The 17501-nt window shown below is 67.8% G+C and carries 16 protein-coding genes; 1 reads left to right on the top strand and 15 read right to left on the bottom strand.

The window, feature by feature from the left end; all coding sequences use genetic code 11:
• Nucleotides 1-27: 27 nt before the first annotated feature.
• The 9 genes from HHL15_RS16710 to HHL15_RS16670 all read right to left on the bottom strand — a co-directional run bounded on the left by HHL15_RS16710 (nt 28) and on the right by HHL15_RS16670 (nt 8638).
• Entirely contained in the window at nt 28-825 is a 798-nt protein-coding gene (locus HHL15_RS16710; protein ID WP_169146930.1) for an aldolase/citrate lyase family protein, read from the bottom strand.
• Between the two features lie 16 nt (nt 826-841).
• Nucleotides 842-1642, bottom strand: a complete 801-nt coding sequence (gene hpaH, locus HHL15_RS16705) for a 2-oxo-hept-4-ene-1,7-dioate hydratase (RefSeq protein ID WP_169146929.1) — start codon at nt 1640-1642, stop codon at nt 842-844.
• Nucleotides 1643-1666: 24 nt separating this feature from the next.
• Complete coding sequence (locus HHL15_RS16700) at nt 1667-2056, bottom strand: 5-carboxymethyl-2-hydroxymuconate Delta-isomerase (RefSeq protein ID WP_169146928.1); 390 nt, start codon at nt 2054-2056, stop codon at nt 1667-1669.
• Nucleotides 2057-2077: 21 nt separating this feature from the next.
• Complete coding sequence (gene hpaD, locus HHL15_RS16695) at nt 2078-2926, bottom strand: 3,4-dihydroxyphenylacetate 2,3-dioxygenase (protein WP_169146927.1); 849 nt, start codon at nt 2924-2926, stop codon at nt 2078-2080.
• A gap of 120 nt (nt 2927-3046) precedes the next feature.
• Nucleotides 3047-4501 (bottom strand): 5-carboxymethyl-2-hydroxymuconate semialdehyde dehydrogenase, encoded by a 1455-nt coding sequence (gene hpaE, locus HHL15_RS16690; RefSeq protein WP_169146926.1) that lies wholly within the window; start codon nt 4499-4501, stop codon nt 3047-3049.
• A 15-nt stretch (nt 4502-4516) separates the two neighbouring features.
• Nucleotides 4517-5281, bottom strand: a complete 765-nt coding sequence (locus HHL15_RS16685) for a fumarylacetoacetate hydrolase family protein (RefSeq protein ID WP_169146925.1) — start codon at nt 5279-5281, stop codon at nt 4517-4519.
• The gene (locus HHL15_RS16680) at nt 5278-5946 is read right to left on the bottom strand and encodes a fumarylacetoacetate hydrolase family protein (protein ID WP_169146924.1); all 669 of its coding nucleotides are present in this window, start codon (nt 5944-5946) and stop codon (nt 5278-5280) included. Before HHL15_RS16680 ends, HHL15_RS16685 begins: the two co-directional genes overlap by 4 nt.
• Before the next feature lie 302 nt (nt 5947-6248).
• A complete protein-coding gene (locus HHL15_RS16675) occupies nt 6249-7088 on the bottom strand; it encodes a transporter (RefSeq protein WP_169146923.1) in 840 nt (279 codons plus the stop codon).
• A 62-nt stretch (nt 7089-7150) separates the two neighbouring features.
• Nucleotides 7151-8638: an aldehyde dehydrogenase family protein gene (locus HHL15_RS16670; RefSeq protein ID WP_169146922.1), complete on the bottom strand. Its 1488-nt coding sequence runs from the start codon at nt 8636-8638 to the stop codon at nt 7151-7153.
• Between the two features lie 264 nt (nt 8639-8902).
• On the opposite strand from HHL15_RS16670, the gene HHL15_RS16665 reads away from it, so the two are divergent.
• On the top strand, nt 8903-10630 hold the full coding sequence (locus tag HHL15_RS16665) for a GMC family oxidoreductase (protein WP_169146921.1): 1728 nt from the start codon (nt 8903-8905) through the stop codon (nt 10628-10630).
• An 8-nt stretch (nt 10631-10638) separates the two neighbouring features.
• Here HHL15_RS16665 and HHL15_RS16660 read toward each other — a convergent pair whose 3' ends face one another.
• The 6 genes from HHL15_RS16660 to HHL15_RS16635 all read right to left on the bottom strand — a co-directional run bounded on the left by HHL15_RS16660 (nt 10639) and on the right by HHL15_RS16635 (nt 17453).
• A complete protein-coding gene (locus HHL15_RS16660) occupies nt 10639-11619 on the bottom strand; it encodes an AraC family transcriptional regulator (RefSeq protein ID WP_169146920.1) in 981 nt (326 codons plus the stop codon).
• Nucleotides 11620-11824: 205 nt separating this feature from the next.
• Nucleotides 11825-13249 carry an aldehyde dehydrogenase family protein gene (locus tag HHL15_RS16655; RefSeq protein ID WP_169146919.1) on the bottom strand — a complete coding sequence of 475 codons (1425 nt, stop codon included), beginning with the start codon at nt 13247-13249 and terminating at the stop codon, nt 11825-11827.
• 156 nt (nt 13250-13405) lie between these two features.
• Complete coding sequence (locus HHL15_RS16650; protein WP_169146918.1) at nt 13406-14383, bottom strand: helix-turn-helix domain-containing protein; 978 nt, start codon at nt 14381-14383, stop codon at nt 13406-13408.
• Nucleotides 14384-14534: 151 nt separating this feature from the next.
• Complete coding sequence (locus HHL15_RS16645; protein WP_169146917.1) at nt 14535-15863, bottom strand: TRAP transporter large permease; 1329 nt, start codon at nt 15861-15863, stop codon at nt 14535-14537.
• Nucleotides 15860-16402 (bottom strand): TRAP transporter small permease, encoded by a 543-nt coding sequence (locus HHL15_RS16640; protein WP_169146916.1) that lies wholly within the window; start codon nt 16400-16402, stop codon nt 15860-15862. Before HHL15_RS16640 ends, HHL15_RS16645 begins: the two co-directional genes overlap by 4 nt.
• Before the next feature lie 25 nt (nt 16403-16427).
• Entirely contained in the window at nt 16428-17453 is a 1026-nt protein-coding gene (locus HHL15_RS16635) for a TRAP transporter substrate-binding protein (RefSeq protein ID WP_169146915.1), read from the bottom strand.
• Nucleotides 17454-17501: the final 48 nt, after the last annotated feature.

Below are 17501 nucleotides of genomic sequence, written 5' to 3'. Positions count from 1 at the left end.
CTGTCTTGTTTGGATTCTTGGTCAGAATCAGTAAGCGGCGCCGGCCTTGCCTGCGCCGGCATCCTTGAAGCTGGCGGCCAGCTTCACGGCGGCATTGCGCAGCAGCAGGGTGTCCACGCCGACGGCGATGAAGGAGGCGCCGCTGTCGAGGTAGCGCGCTGCCGCTGCCGGGTCGGCCGAGAACACGCCGGCCGCCTTGCCGGACTGGCGGATGCGCGCCAGGGTGTCGGCGATCACTGCCTTGACCTCCTCGTGCCCCGGGTTGCCCAGGTGGCCGAGGGAGGCGGCCAGGTCGGCCGGGCCGATGAACACGGCATCGACGCCCTCCACGGCGAGGATCTCGTCCACCGCGGCCAGGCCGGCACGGGACTCGACCTGCACGATCAGGCACATCTCGGCGTCGGACTCGGCGAAGTAGCCGTCCACCCCGTTCCAGCGGGCGGCCCGGGCCAGGGCGGTGCCCACGCCGCGGATGCCGCTGGGCGGATAGCGCATGGCGCGCACCAGGGCGCGTGCCTCGTCGGCCGATTCGACCATCGGCACCAGCAGGGTCTGCACGCCCACGTCGAGGTATTGCTTGATCCGCGCGGGGTCGTGGTCGACGGTGCGGACCACCGGGCGCACCGGGTAGGCGGCGATGGCCTGGAGCTGGCGCATCACGCTCTCGGGGGTGTTGGGGGCGTGCTCGCCGTCGATCAGCAGCCAGTCGAAGCCGGTGCCGGCCATGACTTCGGCGGAGTACGGGTCGCACAGGCCGAGGAAGACGCCGATCTGGGTCTCGCCGGCCTGGAGGGCGCGCTTGAAGGTGTTGCGGGGCATCTGCATGGCGGGTCTCCGGGGCTCAGGCGAAGCGGCAGGTGATGGCGCCAAGGGGGCCGTAGTCGGCGTGGAAGGTGTCGCCGGGGCGGGCCGGTACCGGGCGGGTGAAGGACCCGGCGAGGATCACCTGCCCCGCCTCCAGGGCCACCCCGTGGGGGGCGAACTTGCGGGCCAGCCAGGCGATGCCGTTGGCCGGGTGGTTGAGCACCCCGGCGGCGACGCCGGTCTCCTCGATCACGCCGTTGCGGTAGAGCAGCGCCGATACCCAGCGCAGGTCCACGTCCATGGGCTTGATCGGCCGGCCGCCCATCACGATGCCGGCGTTGGCGGCGTTGTCGGAGATGGTGTCGAAGACCTTGCGCGGGCGCTTGGTGGTGGGGTCCACCCGGTGGCAGCGGGCATCGATGATCTCGATGGCCGGGATCACGTAGTCGGTGGCCGAGAGCACGTCGAGCAGGGTCAGCTCGGTGCCCTCGAGGCGCTTGCCGAGCACGAAGGCCAGCTCCACCTCCACCATCGGGGCGATGAAGCGGGCGGGGATGTCGGAGCCGTCGTGGAAGAACATGTCGTCCAGCAAGGTGCCGTAGTCGGGCTCATCGATCTGCGACGACTGCTGCATGGCGCGGGAGGTGAGGCCGATCTTGTGGCCCTTGATGACCCGGCCTTCGGCGAGCTTGAGCCCGATCCAGGTCTTCTGGACGGCGTAGGCGTCTTCGATGGTGATGTCCGGATGCTGCAGGGACGGGGCGAGAATCTGCTCGCGGGTCTGTTCGGCGGCGTGCAGTTGGCGCGCCAGGTCGAGGTGGATGTCGGGGCTCAGCATGTCGGGTTCTCCTTGTGGCGTCGCTCAGCTTTTCTTGTAGCGGGCGTGGATGTTGTTGTGCTTCCAGGTCCCGGCTTCGGAGAACTCGACGATCTCCATCGAGAGGGCCAGGCCGCGGCGGGCGAAGAGTTCGGCGAAGTGATCCTTCAGCATCGCGAAGAGCTCATCGCCCACCTTCTGCTTCTCCTCGGCCGTGCGCCCCGCCCCCATCTTGAAGGTGAGGTGCACGAAGGCGTCGTCGGCCGAGCCATCGGCCACGCAGTAGTCGGTGAGGCAGATGGCACGGGCGCGGATGCCGCCGATGGGGAACACCCCACCCTGGGCCAGGACGACCTGGTTGGTCTTGCGCAGCAGGCCGGGGATGTCCCCCTCCGCCTTCAGGTTGTCGGTGTATTCGTAGATGAGGTGCGGCATCGCGCGGCTCCTGGAAAGGGGTCAGACCGGGAAGATCGCGTTGATCTGGCCGGTGCCGGAACTGGGGAAGAAGGGGGTCACGACCTCGACCTTGCCCTGGTAGGCGTCCCAGCCGAGGGCGCCCAGCAGCATCGCGGTGTCGTGCATGTTGCCTTCGCCGTGGCACTTGTCGGCGTACTCGGGGAGCATGGCGCAGAAGGTCTGCCAGTCACCGTTCTTCCACATCTCGACCACGGTGTGATCGACGGTCTCGAGGAAGGGGCTCCACATCTTGTGCAGGAACTGCTCGGACACGCCGTTCTGCGCAAAACGGTGGGACAGCGAGCCGGAGGCCAGGAAGGCCACCTTGCCGTCGTACTGCTCCTTGACGGCCTTGGCCATGGCGGCCCCCAGGCGGACCGAGTCGTCGAGGTTGTGCACCGTGCACAGGGCCGACACCGACACCACCTTGAAGTGGCGGTCGGCGTTCATGTAGCGCATTGGCACCAGGGTGCCGTACTCGGGCGCGAGGCTGGTGTCGGAGTGGGCACGGGTGCGCACGCCGGCGGCCGTGGCGGCATCGGCCAGCAGGTGGCCGAGGGCCGGGTTGCCGTCGTAGGCGAAGGGCAGGTTCTTGATGAAGTGGGGCAGCTCGTTGCTGGTGTAGACGCCCTCGAACTTCGGCGCGCAATTGACGTGGTAGCCCGAGTTGACCAGCCAGTGGGTGTCGAACACCACGATGGTGTCCACGCCCAGCTCGCGGCAGCGGCGGCCGATCTCGATATGGCCGTCGATGGCGGCCTGACGGCAGCCCTTGTGTTCGCCTTCCATCTCCGACAGGTACATGGACGGCACGTGGGTGATCTTGGCGGCGAGGGCGAGTGTGCCCATGGTGTTCTCCTTCAAATTCCGGTGGTGTGGGTGGGTCCGCTAAGGCTTAGGGACGGCTCTCTGCCGGAGACGGGTGCCGGGCGGGTTCTCGTGCGCCTGCCCTGGCCCCCTGGGTTTCGGTCAGACGCCCCAGCGCGGGATGTGGTGCTCACCGTAGGACACGGCAATGTTCTTGGCTTCGCAGAACACCTCGTAGCTGTAGTGATTGCCTTCCCGGCCGGTGCCCGAGGCCTTGCTGCCGCCGAAGGGCTGGCGCAGGTCGCGGACGTTCTGGCTGTTGACGAAGGTCATGCCCGATTCGATGGCCTTGGCCAGGCGGATGGCGCGGCCGGTGTTGTTGGTCCACAGGTAGGACGACAGGCCGTAGATGGTGTCGTTGGCGATGGCCACGGCCTCTTCCTCGGTCTTGAAGCGGATGATGCAGGGCACCGGGCCGAAGATCTCCTCCTGGGCGATGCGCATCTTGTTGTCCACGTTGGCAAAGACGGTGGGCTGGACCCAGAAGCCGTTCTTGAAGCGCTCACCGACCACCGGGGTGCCGCCGCCGAAGACCACCTCGGCGCCCTCCTGCTTGCCCAGCTCGATGTAGTAATTGACCTTGTCCTGGTGGCCCTTGGAGATCATCGGGCCGATCACGGTGTTCGGGTCCATCGGGTCGCCGACGGTGAGGCGGGCGGCGCGGGCGGCGAAGTCGGCGACGAATTTGTCGTAGATGCCGGCCTGCACGATGATCCGCGAGCCGGCGGTGCAGCGCTCGCCGTTGTTCGAGAAGATCATGAAGATGGCCGCGTCGAGGGCGCGCTCGTAGTCGGCGTCATCGAAGATGATGAAGGGCGACTTGCCGCCCAGCTCCATCGAGAACTTCTTCAGGCCGGCGGCCTTGACGATGCGGTTGCCGGTGGCGGTGGAGCCGGTGAAGGAGATCGAGCGCACGTCCGGGTGCGACACCAGCGGCTCGCCGGCGGTGTCGCCGAAGCCCTGCACCACGTTGAAGACGCCCGGCGGGATGCCGGCCTCGAGGGCCAGCTCGCCGAGGCGGTGGGCGGTGAGGGGCGACAGCTCGGACATCTTCATCACCGCCGTGTTGCCGAAGGCCAGGCAGGGCGCGGTCTTCCAGGTGGCGGTCATGAAGGGCACGTTCCACGGGGAGATCAGCGCGCACACGCCCACCGGCTGCCACAGGGTGTAGTTGAGGTGGCCGGTGTCGGAGTCGTAGGTCTCGCCGTGCATGTGCTGGATCAGCTCGGCGAAGTAGTAGAAGTTGTCCGAGGCGCGGGGGATCAGCACGCGCTTGGTCTGGTTGGTGACCTGGCCGCAGTCGGCGGTCTCCAGGTCGGCGATCTCGGCCACGTTGGCTGCGATCAGGTCGCCCAGCTTGCGCACCAGGCGGGCGCGCTCCTTGACCGGAGTGGCGGCCCAGCCCGGGAAGGCGGCCTTGGCGGCAGCCACGGCGGCGTTGATCTCGGCTTCGCCACCGCTGGCCACCTCGGCGATCACTTCGCCGGTGGCCGGGTTGATGGTCTGGAAGGTCTTGCTGCTCTCGACCTGCTGGCCGTTGATGATGTGTTTGATCATGCTGTGCTCGCTTTCTTATGCGGTGGCGGACCAGGTCTGGTCATCGACGATGGTGTTGATGAGGCAGCCGACGCCCTCGATCTCGGTTTCGACCACGTCGCCGGCCTTCACGTCGGCCAGGCCCTCGGGGGTGCCGGTCAGGATCACGTCGCCGGGGTTGAGGGTCATGAAGGACGACAGGTAGGCGATGAGGGTCGGGATGTCGAAGATCATGTCGGCGGTGGTGCCCTGCTGGGTGGTCTTGCCATTCACCCGGGTGCTCAGGGCCAGCTTCATCGGGTCGGCGATCTCGTCCCGGGTCACCAGCCAGGGGCCCAGCGGCGTGCAGGCGTCGCGGTTCTTCACCCGCAGGTTGGGCCGGTAGTAGTTTTCCAGGTAGTCGCGGATGGCGTAGTCGTTGGCCACGCTGTAGCCGGCGACGTGGTCCATGGCGTCTTCCTTGGCGATGCGGTAGCCGGTCTTGCCGATCACCACCGCCAGCTCGCACTCGTAGTGCATGTAGGTTGCGTCGGCCGGCCGGCGGCTGAAGGCCTTGTGCCCGGTGATGGCATTGGGCCCCTTGAGGAAGACCAGCGGGGTCTCGGGGGCCTTGAAGGCCAGCTCTTTGGCGTGGTCGGCATAGTTGAGGCCGAGGGCGAACACCGTGCCCACCTCCACCGGCGGCAGCCAGGTGAATTGCCCTTCGGCAATCTCGCGGCCATCGGCCAGGCGGACCTTGGCGTCGCTGCCCGGGGTGACTTCATGGATGGCGCCCTGCCAGGCGATGCGTCCGAACTTCATGCTGCGCCCTCCCCGGCTGCAATCTCGAATTCCACGGAACCCACACGATCGGCCTCGACCCGCACGCGGGAACCGGTACGGGCCTGGGCGGCCTGCCAGGTGACACCCACCAGCAGGGTGTCGCCGCGCCGCAGGGTCATGAATTCGGACACATCGGCCACCAGGGTCGGCACATCGCGCACCAGGTCGGCCAGGCTGCGGGTGTGCACCAGGCTGCCATCGACATAGGTGCGCAGGCTGATCGACGCCAGGTCGCCCACCTCCGCGGCCGGCACGACCCGGCTGCCCACCGGGCAGGCGCCGTCGAAGCACTTCTCGCGGATGGCCGGGCGGTAATAGCTGACATGGGGCAGGCTCAGGTCGGCCACCACCACGTAGCCGGCAATGGCAGCGGGCACCGCCTCCGGCGCCAGGCGCGCGGCGCCCTGGCCGAACACGATGCCGAGCGTGGCCCCCACCTCGACAGCGGACTCGCCAGCCGGCAGGCTTACCACGGCGCCGCTGCCCACCACGGTGCCGGCGGGCTTGATGTAAAGGACAGGCGCCTTGGGCACCCCCTTGTAAGGCGCATCGGCCAGGGCCGCCCCCATCCGTCCGAGGCTATCCCGGTCGTTCAGGATGACGCCGTAAACCGCTCCGCTGACTGCGGGCTTGTGAGCTTCCACCACTCTCTCCTAGGCTGTTCGGCGCCGTCTGCGCGACGGCGGCCGGGTGCGGGAATTCAGTTCTGCGGTCCTGCGTGCCCAGGGGCACATCATGAACCGGATTCATTCACTAACATAGTAGTAATTTGATCACTACGATATTAGTAAGTCAATAGCCAGAAATGGCAAAGTGCCGATGTGGCATGCCCCCGCTCTCCCCGCGCCGGTCCACGCAAAAGCCCCGGCCCCCCCAAGAAATCACGGGGGCGCCGGGGCCATGCCTGCAGGGCGGCAGCGGGGGCACCCGCCCCCGCGCTCGAACGTCAGAACACCTTCAGCAGCCGCGTCTGGATACCCCGCGTCACCGGGCCGTCCTGGACCTGGGTGTCGTGGCTGTACTGCACGATGAGCTGCCAATCGGGCGCCAGGAAGCTCGCTGCCGACAGGGTCAGGTTGCCGTTGTTGCGGTTGTCGGCCAGGGTCACCCCGTTCAGCGTGTCCTTGGCGCCCCAGCTGTGGCGGTAGGACACACTCAGGTGGGTGGCGTCGGAGACGTGGTAGCGCAGGTGGGTGTGGGCCTGCAGCAGCGGGTCGCGGCGGGCGCCGGTGTCCCGCTGGTCCTGGTAGAACTCGGTCTCGCCGATCACGTCCAGCGACCACTTCGGCGCAAACCGGCGCACATAGCCCACCTGGAAGTCGGTGGCCCAGCGGTTGTTGCTCAGGGCGAAGCCCTGGTTCTTGTCGCTGCCGGTAGGCGCCGTGACCAGCACAGTCCAGCCCAGGTGCTCGCCCTTTTCGAAGTCGGCAAGGGTCCACAGGGTGCCGCCGAAGATCACGTCACCGATCCCCGAAGTCTCCTTGTCGGCCAGGCCGATCTTCTGGCGGCCCACCGGCACGATGATCTGCGGGTCGACGATGTAGTCACCCCACTTGGTGAAATGCACATAACGCAGCAGGGCCAGGTCGAGGGTCAGCCCCAGGTCGCCGGCGACCTTGCGGCCTCCCGCGTTGAGGGTGTCGGCGGTGTGGTGCTGGGTGTACAGCAGGGCCAGCCGGGTGCCCGGCGGGGCGGCTTGGTAGTCGCCGGCATCGGGCTTCACGTCGGCATGGGCGGACGTGGCGGCGCAGGCCAGGGCCACGGCCAGGGAAAAGTGCTTGTTCATGTCTGTCTCCGTTGGAATTCTCGGGATATCCCGGGCCGGCACGCCAGCCCGGGAGGATGGCGTCAGGCCGCCGGGGCAAACCACGCCGGGCCGGGGCGGTTCTGCAGGGTGATGGCCTTGAGGTGGGTGTACATGTTCAGGGTCTCGCGGCAGTACTCGCTGCCGATGCCGCTTTCCTTGAAGCCACCGAAGGGCGAGCCGCTGGCCAGGTTGAAGTAGCTGTTGATCCACACCGAGCCGGCCTCCAGGCGGTCGGCAGTCTCCAGCGCCCGGGCCAGGTTGGTGGTGTACAGGCCGGCGGCGAGGCCATAGCGCACGCCATTGGCCTGGCGCAGCATGTCCTCGTAGTCGCTCCAGCGGATCACCGACAGCACCGGGCCGAAGATCTCCTCCTGGGCGATGCGCATGTTGCTGTTGGCCTCGAACACCGTGGGCGCGATGAAGTGGCCGGCCTCGTTGCCGTCCACTGCCACGCGCTTGCCACCGCACAGCAGATTGGCGCCCTCGGCCTTGCCGATCCCGATGTAGTCCATGACCCGGCGCCCCTGCTCGGCCGACACCAGGCTGGACAGGGTGGTGTCCTCCGCCAGCGGCCCACCGACCCGGACCCGCTCCATGCCGGCCACCAGGCGGTCGATGAAGCGGTCGTAGATGCCGTCATGGACGAACAGGCGGGTGCCGGCCAGGCAGGACTGGCCGTTGCAGTACAGGGTGGCGAACATGGCGTTATCCACCACCGCGTCCAGGTCATCGATGTCCGGGAAAACGATGTTGGGGCTCTTGCCACCCAGTTCCAGGGAGGCCGGTACCAGTCGCCGGGCGCCGGCGGCGGCGATGATGCGCCCCACCTCCGGGCTGCCGGTGAAGGACAGCTTGGCCACGTCCGGGTGGGCGGTCAGGGCGGCGCCAGCTTCATCGCCGTGGCCGGGTACCACGTTGATGACGCCCGGCGGGAAGATCTTCGCCACGTGCCGGCACAGTTCCAGGGTGCTCAGGGAGGCGTTCTCGTCCGGCTTGAGCACCACGGTATTACCCGCCGCGACGGCCGGGGCGATCTTGAAGGCGGCCATGATGGCCGGCACGTTCCACGGGATGATCAGGCCGCACACGCCATAGGGCTCGCGCTTGGCCACCAGGTAGCCGTTGGGGATGGGCCGACCGAAGCCCTCGTGGGTGACCACCGCGGCGGCGAAGTAGCGGTACTGGGCGACGGCGATGGCGTGGTCCTTCGACGTTTCCCACAGGCGCCGGCCGATATCCACGGCATCGACCCGGGCCAGGCGGTCGGCGTCGGCGGCCAGCGAATCGGCCAGGGCCAGCAGCATGGCGGACCGCTCTTCGGGCTGCAGCGCTTTCCAGCCCGGCAGGGCGCGCCGGGCGGCCTGCACCGCGGCATCCACTTCGACCGCGCCGCAGCGGGCGATGTCGGCCAGATGCTCGCCGGTGGCGGCGCCGACGGCCGGGAAGACCTCGCCGGCCACCGGCTGGAAGACGTTGTCGATGAAAGCTCCGTAGCGGCTCTGTAGCGCCAGGTCTTGGGCAGTACTCATGATGGGGATCTCCTCGTTCTGGGTGGTGGGCCCCGCTGGGTCGGGGTTCGGCGGATGGTGGTGGCGCCCCCGCCAACGAGCTATCCGAAGTCCGCGCGCCTATCCGCTATCCGCAACCAGCTGCGCCAGGCGAACAAGGCGATTCGTGATGCGGACAGCGATTCGGATTACGGATATCCGGGTGGATGGACGCTGGCCGACACTCCTCCCGGCACGCCCCTGCCGGCGCGTTGCATTCCACCCAGAAACAGGAAGGAGACACCCATGACCGACAAGAACATTCCCCCCTCCCTCGAGGCCGGCGACCGCCTCGACCGGCTCGAAGCCCTGGCCATGAGCGGCCGGGTGGACCGCCGTGGCTTCATCCGCCAGGCCACCGCCCTGGGCCTCGGCCTCGCCGCCGCCAGCCTCAAGGTGGACCAGGCCTTCGCCATCGCCGACAACCAGAAGGCCCTGCGCGAGGCCTTGCGCGGCAGCTACGACTACATCGTCTGCGGCGCCGGCTCGTCCGGGTCGGTGGTGGCCCGGCGCCTGGCCGAAAACCCGGACGTGAAGGTGCTGCTGCTGGAGGCCGGCGGCACCGACGACGCGCCGAGCATCCTCAACCCATCGGTGTGGTACACCAACATCGGCGGCCCCTTCGACTGGGGCTACAAGGTCCAGCCCTTCGAGGGCATCAACAACCGGACCATCCTGTCCCCGATGGGCAAGGCCCTGGGCGGCGGCTCCAGCATCAACGCGATGATCTGGGCCCGCGGCCACAAGAACGACTTCGAGATGTGGGCCCGCGAAGCCGGCGACGCCTCATGGGGCTATGCCCATGCGCTCGAGATCTACAAGCGCATCGAGGACTGGCAGGGCGTGCCCGACCCCGCCCGCCGCGGCAAGGGCGGCTTGCTCTACATCCAGCCGGCGCCCAATCCCAGCCCGCTGGCTCCAGCCATGGTCGAGGCCGCCGCATCAATCGGCATTCCCGGCGTGGCCGATCACAACGGTGCGATCATGGAAGGCGATGGCGGCTGTGCGGTAGCCAACGTGCGGCTGCGCGACAACCGGCGACTCAACGTCCCCACCGACTACCTGCACCCGGTGATGGCCCAGCCCAACCTGACCGTGCTGACCCGCGCCCACGTCAACCGCCTGGTCATGGACGGCAAGCGGGCCGCCGGCGTCGAGTTCGAGTGGGACGGCCAGATTCGCCGGATCCGCGCCAGCCGGGAGGTCATCCTCAGCACCGGGGCCATCCACACGCCGCGGATCCTGATGCTGTCGGGCATCGGCGACGCCGCCGAGCTGAAGCGCCTGGGCATCGCCACGGTGATGCACCTGCCCGGTGTCGGCCAGAACTTCCAGGACCACACCATGATCGGCGCCTGCATGTGGGAGCCGCGGGAACCCATCGCCGCCCGCAACAACTCCGCCGAGGCGACCTTCTTCTGGAAGAGCGACCCGAGCCTCGACACGCCCGATCTGCAGCCATTCCAGATCGAGGTGCCCTATGCCTCGGAGGTCCACGCAAAAAATGCGGCGCCCGGCGCCTGGGTGATCAACCCGGGCATCGTGCGCCCCAAGAGCCGCGGTTTCCTGCGCCTCACCTCCGCCGACCCGAAGGCCATGGTCGAGATCCACGCCAACACCCTGCAGCACCCGGACGACCTGAAGGCCCTGCGCCGGGGCGTGGAGATCTGCCGCGAGCTGGGCAACTCGGCGGCCATGAAGCCCTTTGTGAAGCGGGAGGTGATGCCGGGCCCGATCAAGGGCAAGGAGCTGGACGAATTCATCCGCAACGGGGCGGTGTCCTACTTCCACCAGACCTGCACGGCCAAGATGGGCCGCGACAGCATGTCGGTGGTCGATGCGAAACTGAAGGTCTATGGCATCGAGGGGCTGCGCATCGCAGACGGCTCGATCATGCCGCGGGTGACCACCGGCAACACCATGGCCCCCTGCGTGCTGATCGGCGAGCGGATGGCCGAGATCCTCAAGGCCTGACGCCGTCTTTACCTGCTCCCGCCGCGACGCGCCCGCTGGGCATTGATGAGCGTCGCGGAGGGACTTTCGCCGAAACGCTCGCGGTAATAGCGGGAAAATCGGCCCAGATGGAAAAAGCCGTTGGCAAGGGCGATATCGGTCACCGAATCGCCCTCGCCGGCTTTCTGCAGGAATTCCCTCACCCTCTTCAGGCGCAATTCCCGCAAATAAGCCGAGGGGGTCATGCCGCACCATTCCTGGAATGCGATCTCCAGGGTGCGCACGCCCACGCCCAGATGGGCGGCCATTTCGGAAATAGAAAATCCCGCCGGCCCGAATTGCCCGCCGGCCAGGCTTTCACGCACGAATTCCTCGGCCCGGCGGATCAGGCGCGAGGGCAGTCGCGCCTGCGGGCGCTCGAGTTCGGTGCTGAAGTTGTGGGGTACGCCGCGCAACACGGTGGTGAGCACGAACTCCTCGAGCGACGCCGCGGCGGGGGCCGGCAAGGCCTCGGAGCCGCTCTCGATGAGCTGCAGCAGGGCGCTCCAGGTGGCTTCGAGATGAGCCGGGAAAGGCGCCAGATCGAAGCGCAGATCGTCCTCCAGGGGCCGCCCGAGCCAGCGGCTGCACAGGCTTTCCAGGCGTTCCCGGTCGAAGCGCAGGCTGGTCTGGGAGAACTCCGCATCGAAATCGAAGGTGGTGGCCAGGTTGGCCGACACCACCATGGTCTGCCCCGCCCCCCAGGTGGCTTCCGCCAGGCCCTGGCGGACCCGGGCCGCGCCGGAGCGGCCCCGCATGACCAGGAAGAGATCGCGGAAATTGCCCGCGTCCACCTTGACCTCGGCGCCGTAGCGTAATTGCACCACGGGCCAGTTATCCGCCCCCGTGACGGAAAGACAGGTATTCAGTCCCGACGCTCGCCGCCCGAGACGTAATTGGTGAGGACAATAGACCTCGCGGACCGCATCAACGGCCAGATCGAAATCTCGGGTCTGAATATGATTGCGCATCACCAACCCCCGGGGCTCCATTTTTATTTGATGATCGGGAATCAAGGGTAATTTCCGAACCTGGATTCTCCCAGAACGGGCTCAATGCGCAAGAGTAGTTTCCAGTACCTTCCCAAAATAAAAAAACCCGGCCATCCATCGACGGCCGGGCAAATGTCCGGGAGGCACCCCGGCACAGGGAAAGACGATCCAATGAGCGTAAGGCTCAGCCCTTCATGATCTTCACCGTCTGCAGGGACAGGTACTCCTCCAGGCCGTAAAGACCGAACTCGACGCCGACGCCGGACTGCTTGACGCCGCCAAAGGGCGCATCGGGCTGGACGGCGCCGTGTTCGTTGATCCACACGCTGCCGCATTCCAGGCGCAGGGCCAGGGCCGCGGCGCGGGCGGTATCCGGCGACCAGATGGAGCCGCCAAGGCCGTTGTCGCTGGCGTTGGCCTGGGCGATGGCGTCCTCCAGGTCGGCGTAGCGGATCACCGGCAGCGCCGGGCCGAACTGCTCCTCGTCCACCACGCGCATGCCGGCGCGGGCGTCGGCGATGATGGTCGGGGCGTAGAAATAGCCGTCGCCCTCCAGCGCATGGCCGCCGGCGAGGATGCGGGCGCCCTTCTCCCGGGCATCGTCCACCAGCGCCGCCACGAGCTTGCGCTGGGCCGGGTTCTGGATGGGGCCGAGCTGGGTGGCAGGGTCGAGGCCGTTGCCCACCTTCACTTCGCCGGCCAGGCGGGCCAGCTCGGCGCACAGCTCTTCGTAGAGGGCGTCGGGCACGTAGAGGCGCTTGAGGCAGGCGCAGGTCTGCCCGTTGTTGTGGAAGGCCACGCCGAAGAGCTTGGGCGCCACCGTCTTCGGGTCGGCGTCGGGCAGCACGATGCCGGCGTCGTTGCCGCCCAGCTCGAGGGTCAGCCGCTTCAGGGTGGCGGCGGCGTTGCGCATGATGTGGCGGCCGGTGGGAGTGGAGCCGGTGAACACCATCTTGGCGATGCCCGGGTGGCCGGACATGGCGGTGCCGACGTCGGCGTCGCCGGTGACCACGTTGAGCACGCCCTTCGGCAGCACGCTGTTGGCCAGCTCGACGAAGCGCAGGGTCGCCACCGGGGTCAGGGAGGCCGGCTTGAGCACCACGGTGTTGCCCGCCCGCAGGGCTGGCATGACGTGCCAGATGCAGATCATCAGCGGCCAGTTCCAGGGGGTGATGGAGCCCACCACGCCCAGCGGCTTGCGATGCACTTCGATGCGCGCATCGGCGTTGTCCTGGATTACGTCCACCGGGATGTCGAGGCTGGCGGTGACCCGGGTCCACGCGATGGCGCCGCCCACCTCCATGCCGGAGCCGACGTTGTTGAGGCCGCCCATGGGCTTGCCGGTCTCCTGGGTGACCAGCGCCATGAACTCGGGCATGTTGGCCTCCAGGAGGTCGGCCAGCTGCATCACGTATGCCCGCCGATTGGCGTCGGACAGGGCGCTCCAGGCCGGGAAGGCGGCCCGGGCGGCGGCCACGGCCTGGTCCACGTGGCTGGCGTCACCGGCGGCGACGCTGGCGAAGGGTTGGCCAGTGGCCGGGTTGACGACTTCGATGAGGCGGCCGGACTGCACCGGGGCACCGTCGATGATCATGTTGAAGGTCTGCATGGGGAGACTCCTGTCGGCGGGATTCGCAAAGACCCCCGGCTCATCCGGGCGTAGGCCGCCAGTGTGCGCGGCCGACCAGGCCCGGGCTTGATCCCCAGTGCACACATGCCAGGACGAGAGTGCACTCCGGTGGGCCGGCCTGCCGGAGCCCGCCTCTCAGCCGGCGCGCTGGCGCCAGGCGCTGGGGGTTTCGCCGAAGCGGGCCTTGAACAGGCGGCTGAAGTGGGCGCTGTCGCCGAAGCCGTGGGCCAGGGCGATCTCGGTGATGCTGCGCCGGCGCCGCGCTGGATCGGCCAGCTCGGCCTTGCAGCGATCAAGCCGGGCATCCTGGATGTAGCCCGCCGGCGTGGTGCCAAGCTGGCGGAACAAGGCGTAGACCGAACGCAGGGACAGGTGCATGGCCTCGGCCAGCTCACGGGGGCCGAGGGCCGGATCATCCAGGCGCGCCGCCACGATCCGCCGGACATCCCGCAGCCGCCGGTCGGCACGGTCGAGGGGCTGCAGGGCGCCGGCCCGGGCGGTCAGGGAGTCGGACAGCAGCATGGCCATCGCCCGCCCCACCGCATCGAAACCGGCCTCACCCGCCGCACAGACCGATTCGAAGGTGGACAGCAGGGTATGGAAGGCCGCCCGGGACGCCGGATCGGCCTCGAAGGCCCGCGCGCACAGCTGCTGGCCGAAGGCGCACCAGTCGGCGCACACCTCGATGGGCAGCAGCGCCACCGCAAAACGGGAGTCGTCGGCAAAGCGGATGGTGTAGGGGCGCCCCGTTTCATAGACCGCCCATTGCCCGGCGTCCAGCACCGAGCGGTTGCCCCCCTGCTCCACCTCGCAGCGCCCTCCGGTCAGCCACAAGGCCTTGAGATGGTTCTGCTCGGAGCTTTCGGCCTGTGCATCGGTACGTCGCACCGCATGGGCCTGACTGCTGACCAGGGCCAGGCGCGTGCTGCCCAGATCGCGGCTATCGATGCGCCCCCAGAAATCCCGCCCGTGGGCCGGTTCGACCTCGAGCGGCAGGAAGCCCTGGCTGACCGCATCAAGCCAGGCGCCGGGTGACGTGACGAGGTGCCCCCCCGGGGTGAACGGCAGGACGGCCCCCGGCGGAGCGGGCTGACTACGGGAATCGATGATCATGGCGGCTCTCCTCCTCTCCATGCATGCGCGGCATCTCTTGACGGACAGCCGGCGGCGAATCCATGCATCCTACCCGAGGCCGCCCATGCATGGAAAAAGCCGGCTGCGCCCCGAAGGGCGACGGCCGGCCTGCCGAGCTGTATCCGGACGCTCAGCCCAGGAAGTGCACCAGCCCCAGGCACATGCCCGGCAGGAAGACCAGGGCGATGATGCGCAGGAAGTCGGAAGCCAGGAAGGGCATCACACCGAGCGCGGTTTCCTTCATCGGTACATCCTTGGCGAGCTTGTTGATGACGTAGAGGTTCATCCCCACCGGCGGGTGGACCAGCCCGATCTCCACCACCATCAGGGCCAGGATGCCGAACCACACCGACTTGTCTTCCGGGCTCATGCCGAAGAAGTCCAGGCCCATGATCATCGGATAGAAGATGGGGATGGTCAGCAGGATCATCGCCAGCGAGTCCATCACGCAGCCGAGCAGGATGTAGATCACCAGGATGGAGCCCAGCACCAGCAGCGGCGGCATGCCGCTGTCGCGCACCCAGGCGGCCAGCTCGCCGGGCATCTGCGACAGGGCCAGGCTGGAGTTGAGCAGGTCGGCGCCGATCAGCACCATGAAGATCATGCCGGTGGCGTGGGCCGTGCCGTAGATGCTGTCGAGGAAGCCCCGGGTGCGCAGACCGCCGGAGACCACCGCGATCACGCCGCAGGCCGCAGCGCCGATGGAGGCCGCCTCGGTGGGGTTGGCCCAGCCGCCGTAGATGCCGACGATCACCACCAGGAAGACCAGCAGCACCGGAATGATGTTGATCTGGGCGCGGACCATCTCGGCGAAGGGCACCTTCTTGCCAGCGGGACCCGCCTTGGGGTCCTTGCGGACGATCAGGGCGATGACCAACAGGTAGCCCAGCGCGGCGATGATGCCCGGCACCACGGCCGCCACAAAGAGCTTGCCGATGGATTCCTGGGTCAGCACCGCGTAGATCACCAGGGGCACCGAGGGCGGGATGAGGATGCCCAGGGTGCCGCTGGCCGCCAGGGTGGCGGTGGCCAGGCGGCCGGAATAACCATGGCTGCGCAACTCTGGCAGGGCCACCTGGCCCATGGTGGCGGCGGTGGCCAGGGACGAGCCGCAGATCGCCCCGAAGGCCGCGCAGGCCGCCGTGGAAGCCATCGCGAGACCGCCACGCCAGTGCCCGATGAGGGTGCCAGCCGCCTTGAACAAGGCCTTCGACAGGCCGCCGTGGGTGGCGAACTGCCCCATCAGGATGAACAGCGGGATGACCGCCAGGTCGTAGTTGGACACCCGCGCATACACCAGGTTGTTGAGGGTGTACAGCAGGCCCGAGGTTTCTCCGTGGTTCATGACCATGTAGATGCCCGCCCCGGTGACGAACATCGCCATGGCGATGTGCACCCGGATGGCCAGCATGGACAGCAGGCAGCCAAAGCCGACGAGGCCGATGGTGGTACCGCTCATTTGTGTGCTCCGGGAAGCTTCTTGCTCGGATGGAAGGAGGCGTAGGCCCGGTACAGGGCGCAGACGCCCATCAGCACCAGCCCGGGCACCAGTAGCGCGGTGGGGATCCACACCGGCAGGGACACCAGGGTGGTGACCTCCTGGGACTCGTGGGCCGAGATGGCGGCCAGTATCGTGCGCCAGGCCAGCGTCCAGGCGATGACGGCGAGGAGGATCTCGGTGACGCCATCGATGGGCCGCTTGAGGGAGTCGCGCATGCCTTCGGTGAAGAAATCCACCTTGATGTGCTCGCCCAGCAGGGTGCAGTAGGGCAGGAAGGCCGTGGCCGCCACGGCCGTACCGGCCTGCATCAGTTCGATGTCGCCATTCACCGAGCCAAAGCCGAGCTTGCGCCCGACGATGGACACCAGCGACATGCCGATGAGTGCAATGAAGAGCACCCCGCCCGACACCGCCATCGCCTTGCCGGCCAGGATCAGCCAGTGTTCGACCGGGTCGTGCTCCACCAGCTCGTGGGGAAGCCCCATGGGATCATGCATGATTCTTGCCTCCTCGCCGGGCCGCTTACTTGTTGGTGCCGGTCAGCTCGCGGGCGGCGGAGATCAGCTTCTTGCCATCCAGGCCCTTGTCGCCGACCTGCTTGGCCCACTCCTCCTCCACCCCGGCGGTGGCGCGCTTCATCGCGGCCACTTCGACGGCACTGAAGGTGGTGACCTGGTTGCCGATCTCGGCCACCTTCTTGCGGGCCTTGGCGGCCTCGTCGTCGAACACCGCACCGAACCTGGCCACCAGAGCTTCGCCGCTGTGCTTGTCGACGACGGCCTTGAGGTCGGCCGGCAGGGCGTCGTACTTCTGCTTGTTCATCAGCACCGTGAGCACGGTGGCGGTGGGATAGGCGACCCCCATCGCCGGCTGGGCATGGAACTTGGTGACCTCGGAAAGCTTGGTCGGGAAGACCAGCTCCCAGGCGCCGAGCGAGCCGTCCACCACCCCCTTGGCGATGGCCTCGGTCACCTGGGCCGGCGGCATGGCTACCGGCGAGCCGCCGAGGGCGGCCAGGGTCCTGGCGCCAACCCGGGTGGAGGTGCGCAGCTTCATGCCGGTGAAGCCGGTCAGACCGGTGACCGCCTTCTTGGAGGTATGCACGGCCTGGCCGCCGTCGGTATGAAAGGCCAGCACCTTGTAGGCCGCGAATTCCTGCTGGGCGTGCTGCTGGTAGAACTTCCACAGCGCCTTGCTGGAGCTGGTGGAGTCCGTGACCATGAAGGGCAGCTCGAAGGCCTCGATGGCCGGGAAGCGCCCGGCGGAGTAGCCCGGGCCGGTCCATACCACGTCGGCCACGCCGTTCTTGACCTGGTCGGCCAGCTGCGCCGGGGTGCCGCCCAGCTGCATGGCAGGGAAGAACTGGCAGGCGATGCGGCCGCCGGAATCCTTCTTCAGCTCATCGCACCAGGGCTGCAGCACGCGCTGCTGGGTGGGGGCGGCGGAGGGCAGGAAGTGGGCGATCTTGAAGGTCACTTCCTGGGCCTGGACCGATACGGACGCCGCCAGGGTGCCTGCCACGGCGAACAGCTTGATTGTGGTTTTCATGTCTCGTCTCTCCTCTGTGTGCGTGATGAACCGGAGTGCTCTCACTAA

Origin of the sequence: Zoogloea dura (assembly GCF_012927165.1) — a bacterium.
GTDB lineage: Bacteria > Pseudomonadota > Gammaproteobacteria > Burkholderiales > Rhodocyclaceae > Zoogloea > Zoogloea dura.
The sequence above is the reverse complement of the archived record's forward strand: the minus strand, read 5'-3'. Positions and strand labels throughout refer to the sequence as shown.